Below are 13,056 nucleotides of genomic sequence, written 5' to 3' on the forward strand. Positions count from 1 at the left end.
CCCAGTTGCTTGCACAGCTCACGGCGCTATTCAAGTCACACCGCACATTACGCGAGAACCAAACTTTTGCGGCCGGGTTCCTCAAAAGACAAATCACACTTAGCAGTCCAGAACCTGATGAATAGCGAGAGCGCTATATGGAAAACTCCATTGCGTACTCCGGTTAACGGCTGCCCATACTGAAGGCCAGCAGCCTTAGTGATTGTGAGGGTTTCCCGAAGGCGCCTGATTACCCAGTGCGGCCACCAGGTCCGTTCGGCATCATTGGGATTGCCTGGCGTCGATTCAAACTACCTCGTCCTCTTACGCGTGGCGGACGGCTCGGTCGTGATGTCAGAGGCAGTTCAGACGAATTGGCAGCTGCAGGGCGTGCCGTAACCAGGAGGACGGGCTTTCTGTCGGCATCGGAATGCGGACATATGCGATGGACATCCGTCCGATCCTTTGGGTAGGCGTTCTCAACCGACTATGAGGAAGAACAATCACCAAGACGTGGCATCGAGAAACAGATTACGCCAGGCTTCACATGATTCCTGGCCGCGAGACAAGCCATCCGACGATTGCTGCCCGGGGCTCCCGCGCATTCCTTTACCGAACGACTATAGCCTGCTAGTCACCTCGTCTGGCCGCGAGGAACCCAAGCTTTTGATTTTTCTAGCGGGCACTCCCGCGTAAAGGCTATTTGCCTCGCAATCGTTCGTGACCACAGCGCCGGCCGCTATCACAGCCCCCGTTCCGATTTTTACTCCCCCAAGAATAACTACTCGGGCACCAATCCAGGCGCCATCGCCAACAACGATTGGGGCCGCGGTTGCGGGACCAGCCCTCCTAGCTTCAGTTCCTATCCGGTGAGAGCTGGTTGCGAAAGTCACTTGCATCCCGATGTCACAGCGGGCGCCTACGGAGATGGAAGCAGAAGTGTTGAAAAAACAACCATAATTGATAAAGGTTCCCTCGCCTATCGCTATCCGGCTGCTTCCAAACCAAACGCCAGGAGACACGTAGCACCGCCCGACTTTCATGCCGTAACTCCGAAGGGCCCGCCAACGTAAAGGCGCTGGAAACAACGTGGAAGCAAATAGGGAGTTGAGTACGACGTCTCGGAAAGCCCCGGGCCATAGCCGCCTAAGTAGGTTCATGCCCCAATGGTATGGCTCCTCTGGCTACAGCCACGGTAGAGCCTACTGGCGAAGTCGCTGTTCACTCAATGCTAATTCGCTCGGCCTGCACTTAGGCGAGGTGCATTGGACGATGCAGACATGAAGTGGGAAAGCGACACAGCCGGACGTTCTGCGGTCGTGTCCGACGACTTGATGAGTTCAGAGACTTCGGCAACGAGGGCCACAACAGTCCCCGGCGAATAGACCCTCCACCCAAATTAGATGAAGCCATGAAGGGGCTGCCAAGTCAGTCACACTGTTTGGCGAAGTGCAGCCGCCACTCGCGGGCCTCACGGAGGCCAGGAAGGCATCGGATTCGGCATTCCGATCGTGCGAACGCTTAGTCCCTCGGTTACGCGAGGGCCCCAGCCAGATATTGGACTGGGGACAGGGTGCTACCCTGCCCATCCTCAAACTGCTCGTCATCTTTCTACTACCGCTGCTTATAGATACCGCTCTCAGGGGACTGAACATTGTGCGTTGGCTGATCCCGAAAGCAGGTGTTGAGCTAGCGGGGCAACTACTTCCGCCCGATGAAGGGGTTGTTAAGGCGAGTCCGGACTCGAAACAAACGACGGGTACGATTGGTGTAACCGTACAAAATTGCCGTTCCGATGGTAGGCCAGCAAGCTGTCCTCGGATTTCGACACAGGGGGATCCCGGTTTGGATTTACGCGAATACCTGCGCCTTTTGAGGCGCCACTGGGTTACGATCACAGCGTCGACGCTGGCGGGTCTTCTTTTGGGAGGCGGAGCGTCCGTACTTGCCGCCCCTGTCTATACAGCCGAAACTCAGCTATTCGTTGCAATCCAGAGTTCGGGTTCTGTTCTTGAACTCCAGCAAGGAAACACCTTCAGTCAAGCCCGAGTGCAGTCCTATGTGAAGACAGTGGGCTCGCCGCTGGTTTTGCAGCCAGCAATCGATGCACTCGGATTATCCATTACCCCAGAGCAACTCGCCCCTCGGGTAAGGGCCAGTACCGAGGTAAACACCGTCCTCATTAATATCTCTGTGTCCGATGCGTCAGCGGTACAGGCGGCGGCTATAGCTCAGGCGGTGTCCAATAGCCTTATTAGTTCGATCGACTCACTGGAACGCCCCAAGAACGGCGGGACCTCTCCCGTTGGGCTGTCGATTATAAAACCAGCAACGGCACCGACCGTTCCATCAGCCCCAAATACCAGGATGAACCTCCTTATAGGGCTCGTCGCCGGGCTCGCGATCGGGGTCGCAGCCACAATTTTGAGAACTAGCCTGGACAATCGGATTCGCGGGGAAGCAGACCTGCGCCGCGTCACAGAGTCTCCGCTTCTTGGAGGCATCGCATTCGACCAAGATGCATCAAAACATCCCCTGCTCACCCAAACTGCTCCGCAAAGTCCCCGCGCGGAGTCCTTTAGGCAGTTGCGCACGAATTTGCAGTTTGCCAATATCGCCAGCCATGCCAAGACGATTCTCGTCACGTCCTCATTGCCGGGCGAAGGAAAGAGCACCACTGCGACTAACTTGGCGATCGCTGTCGCCCAGGCAGGCCAAACAGTCTGCCTTGTTGATGCAGACCTCAGACGCCCGATGGTGAATGAATACCTAGGAATGGACCGCAACGCAGGTCTCACGACAGCACTCATAGGTGCAGCTGAAGTTGAGGATCTACTCCAGCAGTGGGGCGAAGATAATTTGTACGTTCTAACCTCAGGCGCGATACCGCCTAACCCAAGTGAGCTTCTGGGCTCCAGGGAGATGAAAGTCCTCATCGGTACATTGGAAGAGGCTTTCGACACCGTCATAATTGATGCGCCGCCGCTACTGCCGGTTACGGACGCAGCCGTACTGTCGCAACACGTGGGTGGAGTTGTCCTAGTAATCGGTTCCCAAAAGATCCGTCAGCCAGATCTCGTCAAGTCACTCGCGGCGTTGGAGATGGTGGGTTCAAACATTCTTGGCGTGGTTCTGAACAGGTTGCCAGTCAAGGGCCCTGATGCGTACTCGTACACCTACTACAGCTACAAAGAAGGCCATGAAAAAAGCGAAGTAGTGAACTCATCCAGTAGGCAGACACATGTTTCACCCAGTCTCTCATCAGCGGGTGACGGCGGTCACGTAGATGAGCAGTCTTCCGGCCGCATGCCGGCTGTCTACCCTTCCGGGCAAGTCGGGGCTAGTACCCGTGGCAAGTGAAGCAGCTAAGAGTCCACCGAAAATTTCCCTGCCTTGGAGAACCGTGAGGCAACCGCACTCAATGCACCGTTCGACCTTGGGCAAATTTTTTTCTCGTTTCTATCCTCAGGTACCGTTCAAAAATCGCCTACTAGGGTGGGTGACAAGAGCAGAGGGCGGAGATATGTACTCCATGACGCTCCGGGAAATCCTTGAGAACTACCACGGTGTAAAAGTTGGTAAATACAGTTACGGGTCCCTGCTCACCATCGGTCATGCCGATCAATATACGAATATTGGCAACTACGTATCAATAGGACCCAATGTGCGTCGGTTTGGTGCGGCGCATCCGTTGCACGACACGGCACTTCACCCCCTGTTCTACAATCCGGCTCTCGGACTAGTGCACGCAGGCGATGACGTCGAACGGAGCTCGTGTGAGATCGGCCATGACGTTTGGATTGGTGCTAATGTCACGATCCTCCCAGGCTGTACCAGCATTGGGACAGGAGCAGTAATTGGCGCAGGGAGTGTCGTCACCAAGGACGTTCCAGCATTCGTCGTTGTTGGCGGAAATCCTGCCAAGATAATTAAGACCCGGTTCCCGGACGCTCGTCAGAATGATGTCACTGGAATCAAGTTCTGGGGGCTCGAACCCAAGCAAGCTCTCGAAGCGATTGCCAACCTAAACACGAGGATGCCCACCAAGTGAGTACAAACTATTCTTCCGTGGTCGCTGTAATCGTGCACTACAAAAGTCCTGAGACTCTACGCAGAACCGTCCAGAACTTGCGAGAGCACCTGGCTGCTGGGCAGATCGTTATCGTTGACAACTCTGCATCACTAGATCCTGATCAGTTCGATGAGGTTACGGTGCTAAGTGACGGACAAAACCGAGGCTACGCTGGAGGCGTCAACCATGGTGTTCGCTATGTGGCGGATGCCATACCTTCAGCCAAAGAAGTTCTGATTTGCACTCATGAAACCATATTTCGCCAGAAAGCTCTGGCATCTTTACTGACCACTGCTGGTGACTACCCTAACGGCTACATTGTTGCGCCCCGACTGGTAACGATGGATGAAAAGGGCAACGAGATCACTTGGTCTAATGGCGGTTCCTATTCATTTCCATTCCTGTATCCAAAGCATGACATCAGTCAGAAAACGCATGGACGCCGCCCGGCGAAATGGGTCGACGGCGCCGCACTTCTTATGCAACTCGACACGTGGAAAAAGCTTCGCGGCATCCCCGAAGAATTCTTTATGTATATGGAAGACGTAGCTCTCGGTGAATTATGCCGCAGATATAGAATCCCGGTCATTGTGGACCGAAACGCAACTGTGGAACAAACTGCCAACGGGCCTAGCCGTCATCTCGCAATAAGGAACCGCGTCTTGCTGGCCAGACGCTACATGCCATTCCCAAGAAACGCCGTAGTGCTCCTCGACGTCTACCTTCGGCAGCTGATCATGTCACTACACCCCCGGCGGGCAGTCCGGCAAAAGGCAGTGGAGAGTCGCTCAGCTTGTTTGGATGCTGAGAGGATCATCAGCGCCTTGGAAAAGGAATCCTTGCGGCCCCAGTTACCCTGATGGCCAGAGATTTCCTCTATCAGCAGCCGGGACCAGTTCCACACAAGAGATGTATGGCCTAGAACACCGGATGCTTAGTAGTTTCATTCCACTGAACTCGAAGGAACCCGGCGCCTAATGTCACTTGGGTTATATGCAGTAGCTGCTCTTTTTATTTGCGCATGGGTCGTCCTCATATGGCTGCCCGGCTGGCTACTTAGTTCGTGCGTCGCGGCCATTGTCCTCCTGGCCTACTGTGCCGGATACATACAAACGACAGCGCCCGTCAGAGTAATGATCTTGGCATGCGCAGTCGTGCTGCTCTTCGTCTTGATGGCAAAGAAGCATAGTTCCTTAGCGGGTCGAGAAAAGGCCTTGGTCTGTTCTATGCTCCTTATATGTATTGTCGCATTCTTCATTAGCCAGGCATTCGTAACGCCCCAATCAACAGATCCCCTGTTCCGCTATATCTTGCTATTTCCGATCGTCGGCGTCTTAGGATTTTTCCTTGCCAAATCCCATGAGCTTGTGAAGTATGCCCGTATATACGTATTGATCAGTTTCGCTATGGCTGTACTGGCTGTAGCCGAGCGGGTACGTGGCGCATTCTTGGTTGCGGGCTCATATGAAAATTCCGATCGTCTTGTCCGCGACGGTAGCATCCGTAGCATTGTGTTTGCCGAACATCCATTGGTCTTATCCGTCTTGCTACTCGCGGCAATTCCTTTTGTCGGATCCGCGCTGAGGCGACCAGCTTTGAGATACCTGACCTATTTGGTGCTGGTAGCTGGCGTCATCTCAACAAACAGCCGCGGTGCGCTCATCATCTTAGTGGCCTGGTTACTCCTTATCGCTTTCAGTAGGCTCGGGATTCTTGGAGTCGGCGCTTCACGTTTTGCTCGGTTTACGGTTATATCTATCCTGACTTCCGCATTCTTGGGAATGCTTTTCGCTAGTGGTTCTGACCAACTATCTAGTTCGAGTGCAATAGATGCCAGCGCTGAGTATCGAACTGCGCTATATGCCTTTGCGGCGCAGTCATTGATGGAAAAGCCATGGGGTTGGGGAATCGAGGGCTTGCCCCAGGGAGTCTATTTGCTGTCGAGCTACTTTGGAACGTTGGACATTGCAAAAACCGTCGACTCGGAGCTAGCTCTTGCGGTATTCGATTTTGGATGGATCGGCCTGCTTGCCATAATGGGACTGCTCATCAGCCAGTTGGGACAAAAGAATCTGACCTCTTCTATAGGACAGTCCGGGCTTATCATAACGATATCGGGTTTCTATTTAGCGTTGCACTCTTGGGTCGGGCTTGGGACCATATGGATGCTGGTCATCGGTCTCACGATTGGAACAGCACGAAACGCTGACACACAAAACGACCGCGCTCCATTAGTCTCCCCCGAACGTTTTCACCCGCAAGGGTAGTATCGGCCGTAATATGCCCTGAAGTGCTGCTCGGATCTGCTGCCCGTGGAATCCCATAGGTCTTGCGTTGAGCTCCGAGGTCCTTTCGAAGATGAGTGTGGTTAGGGCCGGCTGGGCTGACGCCAGTTGTGGCTGTTTGCTGTGTGGCGTGGTGCGGGGGGAATGAGGCCAGGACCTCTTTGAATTGGTAGCGACCAAGCAAACCAATAACAAAGAGACTCTGACATGAATATCTCTATGTCCTATTCCGATGGCCGCTGGTGCACACGCCCGGCGCGCTGCTCGGTGTCGAGGGCATTCACGTCAGTTCGGTCACGGCGACCGGAAGGGGTCTGATCCTGGCCGTCGAGACCGGCGAGGACCTCACCGGTTGTCCAGGCGGCGGAGTCGTTGCCGTTGGCCATGGGCGCCCGCGGGTCCAGATTCAATGACATTCCTTGTTTGGGCAAGCGCGTGATGCTGTTGTGGGCCAAGCGTGTCTGGCGCTGCCCGGACCGTGACTGCCCGGGAACGACGTTCACCGAGGATGATGCGTTGGCCGGGTCGAAAGCGTAACTCACTGCCCGCGCTGCGGTCTGGGCAGCGGATGCGCTGCAATATTTTCCATACCTCGGTCTCAGCTTTGGCCCACCAGCTTGACATCTCCTGGCACGCGGTCTGGGACGCGGTGAAGAGTTGAGGCCCCCGGGCGGATCTCAGCGGCCGGCAGGCTGGAAAGTGTGGACGCGCTCGGCGTGGATGAGCGTGTCTGGTCCCACACCGGTCCGCCCGGCACCGGGACGTCACCGGGCTAGAAGACCATACCCGTGCCGAGAAACACGTGGTGCACGCACGGTTGCTGGCCCTCGTTCCGGGCCGGTCCGGTAAGGCCTACACAGACTGGCTCAAAACACGCGGCCCTGCGCCCACCGCGGGGATCCAGACCGCCGCGCCGGACCCGTTCCGAGGCTACGACCACGCGATTCGTTATGAGCTGCCCGAAGCCATCACCGTCCTGGACGCTTTTCACGTCGTCAAACTCGGATCGGCCATGGTGAACGAGGTCCGGCGCTGGGTCCAGCAGGACACCCTCGGACACCGCGGCTGTAAGGGCGACCCGCTCTACGGGATCCACGCCACTGCAGATCGGAGCCAAACACCTCACCAACGTACAGACTGCCAGGCTCGACACGAAACTCGCCGTGAGGGAGCCTGACCAGGAAGTCATCCTCGCCTGGCAGTGCTATCAAAAGCTCCGCAACATCTACCACGGCCCTCCGGCCCGTGGACGGGACCTCGTGACCGAAGTGATTTCCTCGTTCCCGACCTGCCCAATCCCGAAAGTCGCCTGCCTTGGTCGGACACTCAAGCAATGGAAGGCCCCAACCCGGCTCTTCGTGGTTGATGGTGAAACAGGTCCCGTGTCTTGAAAGCTGAAGGGCTCGTAGCCCTGCTGTGATGGATGTTCTCTACGCATTCATCAAGTCAGGGGCTACAAGCCTTGATCGAGCCTACTTCCCCGCGCCCCGATGCTGCCACCGCCATTTTCAACCTGCCCGACTACCGCGTCACCGATACTGAGGTCCTTGCCTTCGGTCAGCGGCGGATCTGCGTCGTGGCCACCGCCGAGGCCGGCTGTCCATTGTGCGGCGTGATCAGCAGTCGAGTGCATTCCCGCCGGCCACAACGCCTGCGTGACACCCCTGTCGCCGGTCCGGTCGAAGTTGTCTGGGCAAAGCGGAGATTCTTCTGCGACGAGTACCTGTGCCCGCGCCAGACCTTCGCCGAGGAAACAACCCAGGTCCCGCTCCGGGCACGGTCCACCCGCCGACTCCGTGAGGCACTGGTGGCCGCCGTGATCGGATCCGGCAGGGCCGCCGCCGCCGACGCCGCCTCTTCATTTGGGGTCTCGTGGTGGCTCGTGCAGCCTGCCCTGGAATTCCGCGGCGCTGACCCTGCCCGACGTCGACGCCCTAGCACCGCGGATGCTCGGCATCGATGAACACCGCTACCGGTCCGTGCGGTTCTTCCGCGACCCGGCCACCAAGGCCTGGAAACGCTACGAACCCTGGATGACCACCATCGTCGATCTGGACACCGGACAAGTCCTTGGCATTGTGGACGGCCGTGACAATGAGGGTGTCGGGGAGTGGCTGTTCGCCCGTCCGCTTCAGTGGCGCCTGGGGGTGCAGGTCGTTGCCATCGACCCGTCAGCGGCGTTCCGCAAGGCCCTGCGGATGTGGCTGCCGCGCACCGCTGTTTCAGTCGACGCGTTCCACCTGCTCAAGCTCGGCAACGACATGCTCACCGAAGTCCGGCAGCGCCTCACCCAGCAGGTGCATGGCCGGCGAGGCCGGTCCATCGACCCGGTCTGGGCCAACCGGAGGCTGCTCCTGCGCGCCGGTGACACGCTCTCGGACCGGGCACGAGACAGGCTCAGCACCGTGTTCGCGACCGACGATGCCACCGAGAAACTGCAGGCCGCGTGGCTGGTCAAAGAACAGCTCCGGACCCTGCTGGCCACCGGTTCTCTTGCGGACGCTGCCGCCGCGAAAAACCGGCTGCAGGTCCTGGTCGAGCGGGCCGCGCAGCCCGACACCAACCGGCTCTGGCGCACGGTCTGTCGGTGGTGGAAAGAGATCGAAGTCCTCATCGTCACCGGTGCGACAACCGCGAAAGTGGAAGCCAACAACACCGCGATCAAGCACATAAAGAGGACTGGCCGGGGATTCACAAACGCGCACAACTACAAAACGCGTATCCTGTTGCGCAGTGCCGCCAGAACAGCGGCATGAACATCCCTCACGGCAGAACGTTCACCACGAACCGTGAAGAGCCACCAACCCTGGCCTACTTCTACACCTCCGGCGTCTCCAACCACCCCGCCGAAGCGATCAACGTCATCGAACCACCTGCCGCATCGCCCGCGGCATCCGCAACTTCACCAATTACAGACAGATGCCTACTCGCCGCCGGTGGCCACCGACCCTACCGAAAGAACACTCTCAACCATGCCTAAATGCGAAGAGCCGCTCTTAGTGGTACCTCTTTAGCAGCTAGTTGGATAGAAGGAGGAACTTATCGCGAGGCAGTTGACGATAAGCCTCCATCGGGGCGACCTGTCTTCAGCTTTGACGGTCCCCGCCGTAAAGGCGTGAAAAGGCACCAAACGTAACTCGAAATGCTCGCATTCCGCTGAGTAGGTACACGTAAACACAGCTCACTGCCGCAAAGCCAGCTGCCATTGCAACGACTCCCGAAGATGAACCTAGACTCGCTCCAATAGCCCACCCCGAAGCCACGACTGTAATACATACCAGGGGAAACCATGCGTCGCCCGTTGGTGACACTGCGAAGTGCTGCAAAACAGGCGCCAGGCCTGCTACGCACACGGCCATACAGCACGCAGGTCCGAGAAGCCCCAATGACGGTATGAACTCCGCACCAAAAAGCACGGGTATGAGGAGCATTCCGGCTCCGGCACTCAGCGCGGTTAAGGGCAGACTGACCAAAGTGCAGAACTGCCATAAGACAGTAGTTCTCTGACGAATACGAAGACGTGGCGCTGTTGCATACGAGTGCTGAATCAAGGTCAAGAAGACTTGATACAACATTTGAGGGATGAGGGCCACCACCGTATAATAGCCCACTACACTGACAGAGGCTTGAGTAATGAATAAAAGGCTGTCCGAACGTAGAAGAGTAGCTTCCACTAGTTGAGACCGCCAAGCCCGCCACGCGCGCTTCGCAAGCATCCGAAAGGACTCCTTCTTCAACTCAGAAGGCCCAATAAGACTCAAGAAGCGTTGACGCTGAATGGATATATAAAGCATTTGAATGATTAGAGCAGTTGCATTCAGCGCGATAACGACCGACAAGCTGAGCCAGCCTATCAAGAACGTGCTAGCGATTCCAGCGCAAATGACTCCAGACGCCGTCAAATTAGCTATTCCGAAATGCTTTGTTCGTCCCCCGACAATCAATATATTAGCGTCAATTGACTTGCTCGCACTCATGCCAGCTAAAGCAAAAAAAATCGCGGTTGCAACCGTTTCCAGCAGGGCAAGTCTTAGTCCCAAGCCAACAATCAGCCCCAAGCCTGCTGCCACGCCGGCGCTTAACACCGTAATTCTCTGGCCTCGGCGACTCCAGCCATGAGCCTGACCAATTTCTTCCGAGACAGCCTGCCGAGCCAAAGGTCCTAGACCGAAAGCTCCAACTAGTCCGATCAAAACGGAAACCAAGAGCACGATAGCTAGCTCACCACGAGACTCTGGCCCTAATGCACGTGCAGTCAATGGGGCGGTAACGAGTCCAGTGAAGACAGGGGCCACATTGCCCGCCAAATGTATGATCGCTCTCATCCGAGGTCGTCTAACGCGATATGACTCATTTACTCGGACTGTGGTGGCGATTGGAGCGTCGGTATGACCCATATGCATAACGGAGAGACCGAATTGGGCTACGTAAAGCCTGGCGAAGAAGTCCAAACCCCTGATAACTCGGTGTTTTCCAACCAGCCAAGCGACGGCCGGCCAAGCGAGCCCAAAGCGTCGCGCGGCGCTCTACTTGGTAAGGCTGCACAGAACTGATATGCCGGAGCTCTAGAGGTTCGGCGCCGATAATGCCGTTCGCGATGGCGGAGAGTATGAATTCATGGCCACGCTTGGTCCTGGCGATCAAAGCGCTTATACCCTCTGAATCGGCAAACACTGGGTAGCCTTTCGCGTCAGTTTTCCAGTAATCACCGGCAACAAGATCGGCGCTTTCCCCCACGCCGTCTGGACAGACTTTGCACCTCCACTGCATCGATGGTCCTAGTTGCTTACCCCAGGATTCGTCATAGCCCGTAGAAGCCTCGATACCATCGACAGTCTCTGCATGGAAGTTACCGGGCCAACCGTGTCCCCGATACCTCATCGTTCGGAGGGGGGAACCCTCGGGAATGCCCAGTTCCGTCAACAGACGATCGGTTGCTTTCTGACTAGGTACACCTGCGCAGAAGAAAGAGAATATCAGTGGCTTGTCTTCTTGTGCGCGAGCGTTCAGCAGTTGACGAAGGCCGGATACCTCGCAGGGTTTACCCACCACCACTGACGATGGATCAACGGCCATTGATTGTCCTGCGACGGAAACTGGTGCGTACCTGGATCCCGACTGCCGAAGAAAGTCTGAGCCGAGAACCAGTTCCACCGGCACGCTCTGCCTCGGATCGTTCAAGTCCCCTCCTGCCCCTACGACGCGAGAGGACTGACCCGATTCAACAGCCCAACGCGCAAGGGCCGTGAGGACCCCTCCGCTACTGCCGCGGAAACGAGTTTCAGGGTCGGCTGCCCATGCTTGCCAACTTGAGACGGACCGACCAAGTGCTGGGTCGGAGGCAGTCTGCTCGGCGTGGTTGGGACGACTAACCAGAGTCCCTGGGCAACTTAGGGCAAGGTGTCTAGCCGCTTCTGCGTCACTCAAAACAGTCAACGGAAGACGCCGGACCGGCCGATTGAAGCCGGCTTCGTCTAGTTCCATCGATACCCCGGGATCAATCAGAGAACAAATGCCACACCCGGAACAGTTCCCGTTGTCTACAACCTTTCGAACCAGACTGTCGAATTCCTTCGAGTTCGTCGATGTTGCCACGTTAGACGGTCACCTGACTGCTTAGGTGCTCCACGGCGGCCTGCAGCCGAGCCTCAGCCTGCTGGCGTACCAGCGCTGCCTGCTTCCTTAACTCGTCGGTCGCTGCGAGTTCAATGACCCTGTCCACGATTTCAGATTCACTCCGAAGGTCAAGTGTATGAGGCCACCCGATATCATCGAGCAGCGGGGCAAACTTCCGGGAGTAAGCCAAGGGAATGGCGGGGACACCAACGGACAGCGCATTGAGGCACGCATGCATCCTTGCCCCAACAACCACGTTGGACGCAGCAATAAACGACCTTGCTTGCTTAAGGTCACCCGGTATATATAGGTCCACCCGCCCACTGAACTCCGATGCTAGCTCCCTGATGACCGACGTATCGTTGTCAATAGATGGGTTATCCAAAACATGAGCCAGGAGCGTAACACGCCTCCCGTTGGCGAGCAGACGCTCGATTATGTCACGAGTCAGGGAGCGATATTTGTCTCTATGTAGGTGCACATTGCTATTCCACAAAAGCCCCGAGACGTTTAGAGCGATGTCGGCTCCAGAGCCGGGGCTTGGCAGTTCCGGTTGATCCAGGGCGAAAGCCACGTCCGTGGCTAGACAATCGGCCGGGAACCCGAGCTGATTCGAAAAATCCATGCTAGTGCTGTCCCTAGCCATTACGGTGTGGGCCGCTTTCAGCGAATTGCGAGCCATTTGGCGCCCCCAGACCGTCTTGAAGGGTCCGATAGTTTGAGGAGCGAAGATAACGGGAAGATTCGATTGCTTTGCTACGAAGCGAGCGTACGTCATAATCGTCAGTCGTTTAGGACCGTAAATGTCAGTGAAACTATCACCTGCGCCGGTGTCGATTACGGCGTCATAGCGGGCCATTTCCGCGCGGAGGTTCTTACTACCAGTCACAAGGCCTTTGAGAACGACTTTGCCCGACAGTTGTGTCCCAAGTGGTCCGACCTCAAAACTCTGGAAGTCGACTTCAACGTCCTCCCCCCAAGCTCGCTTGGCCAAAGACTCGGCCCCTTCAGCAAGCACCCGAACCCCCAAATTGCTCGAGGACTCATCAGCCCACAAAACCAGCGCACGTTTGACAGCCAAAGTTGATTCTTCTCTCTTCTTCT

10 protein-coding genes and 1 pseudogene are annotated in these 13,056 nt (G+C 56.6%); 7 read left to right on the forward strand and 4 right to left on the reverse strand.

Annotation, left to right across the window (positions count from 1 at the left end; all coding sequences use genetic code 11):
• Positions 1–599: 599 nt before the first annotated feature.
• Positions 600–1,139, reverse strand: a complete 540-nt coding sequence (locus tag AC5RTT_RS04355) for an acyltransferase (protein WP_494144160.1) — start codon at positions 1,137–1,139, stop codon at positions 600–602.
• Positions 1,140–1,824: 685 nt separating this feature from the next.
• Here AC5RTT_RS04355 and AC5RTT_RS04360 point away from each other — a divergent pair.
• From AC5RTT_RS04360 to AC5RTT_RS04375, 4 genes are all read left to right on the forward strand, one after another.
• Positions 1,825–3,339 carry a tyrosine-protein kinase domain-containing protein gene (locus tag AC5RTT_RS04360; protein ID WP_494144161.1) on the forward strand — a complete coding sequence of 505 codons (1,515 nt, stop codon included), beginning with the start codon at positions 1,825–1,827 and terminating at the stop codon, positions 3,337–3,339.
• A gap of 163 nt (positions 3,340–3,502) precedes the next feature.
• Positions 3,503–4,030 (forward strand): CatB-related O-acetyltransferase, encoded by a 528-nt coding sequence (locus AC5RTT_RS04365; protein ID WP_494144162.1) that lies wholly within the window; start codon positions 3,503–3,505, stop codon positions 4,028–4,030.
• Positions 4,027–4,911 (forward strand): glycosyltransferase family protein, encoded by an 885-nt coding sequence (locus tag AC5RTT_RS04370; protein WP_494144163.1) that lies wholly within the window; start codon positions 4,027–4,029, stop codon positions 4,909–4,911. The genes AC5RTT_RS04365 and AC5RTT_RS04370 overlap by 4 nt, the downstream gene beginning before the upstream one ends.
• Before the next feature lie 294 nt (positions 4,912–5,205).
• Complete coding sequence (locus AC5RTT_RS04375) at positions 5,206–6,318, forward strand: O-antigen ligase family protein (protein WP_494144164.1); 1,113 nt, start codon at positions 5,206–5,208, stop codon at positions 6,316–6,318.
• Between the two features lie 242 nt (positions 6,319–6,560).
• Here the strand turns inward: AC5RTT_RS04375 and AC5RTT_RS04380 are convergent, their stop codons facing one another.
• Entirely contained in the window at positions 6,561–6,746 is a 186-nt protein-coding gene (locus tag AC5RTT_RS04380; RefSeq protein WP_494144165.1) for a hypothetical protein, read from the reverse strand.
• Positions 6,747–7,066: 320 nt separating this feature from the next.
• Between AC5RTT_RS04380 and AC5RTT_RS04385 the strand changes: the two genes are divergently transcribed.
• From AC5RTT_RS04385 to AC5RTT_RS04395, 3 genes and pseudogenes are all read left to right on the forward strand, one after another.
• Positions 7,067–7,513, forward strand: a complete 447-nt coding sequence (locus AC5RTT_RS04385; protein ID WP_494144197.1) for a transposase — start codon at positions 7,067–7,069, stop codon at positions 7,511–7,513.
• Positions 7,514–7,798: 285 nt separating this feature from the next.
• A pseudogene (locus AC5RTT_RS04390) lies at positions 7,799–9,092 on the forward strand (ISL3 family transposase).
• Positions 9,089–9,316: a hypothetical protein gene (locus tag AC5RTT_RS04395; protein ID WP_494144166.1), complete on the forward strand. Its 228-nt coding sequence runs from the start codon at positions 9,089–9,091 to the stop codon at positions 9,314–9,316. The pseudogene AC5RTT_RS04390 and the gene AC5RTT_RS04395 overlap by 4 nt, the downstream one beginning before the upstream one ends.
• Before the next feature lie 1,370 nt (positions 9,317–10,686).
• Here AC5RTT_RS04395 and AC5RTT_RS04400 read toward each other — a convergent pair.
• Positions 10,687–11,820 carry a Coenzyme F420 hydrogenase/dehydrogenase, beta subunit C-terminal domain gene (locus AC5RTT_RS04400; protein ID WP_494144198.1) on the reverse strand — a complete coding sequence of 378 codons (1,134 nt, stop codon included), beginning with the start codon at positions 11,818–11,820 and terminating at the stop codon, positions 10,687–10,689.
• Between the two features lie 112 nt (positions 11,821–11,932).
• Positions 11,933–13,033 (reverse strand): polysaccharide pyruvyl transferase family protein, encoded by a 1,101-nt coding sequence (locus AC5RTT_RS04405; protein WP_494144167.1) that lies wholly within the window; start codon positions 13,031–13,033, stop codon positions 11,933–11,935.
• Positions 13,034–13,056: the final 23 nt, after the last annotated feature.

The organism is Arthrobacter sp. Y3221157 (genome assembly GCF_059089865.1).

Coding starts and splice junctions, on each gene's coding strand:
- AC5RTT_RS04355 (WP_494144160.1), bottom strand. CDS start 1,139: ATGAACCTACTTAGGCGGCTATGGCCCGGGGCTTTCCGAGACGTCGTA.
- AC5RTT_RS04365 (WP_494144162.1), top strand. CDS start 3,503: ATGTACTCCATGACGCTCCGGGAAATCCTTGAGAACTACCACGGTGTA.
- AC5RTT_RS04395 (WP_494144166.1), top strand. CDS start 9,089: ATGAACATCCCTCACGGCAGAACGTTCACCACGAACCGTGAAGAGCCA.
- AC5RTT_RS04400 (WP_494144198.1), bottom strand. CDS start 11,820: ATGGAACTAGACGAAGCCGGCTTCAATCGGCCGGTCCGGCGTCTTCCG.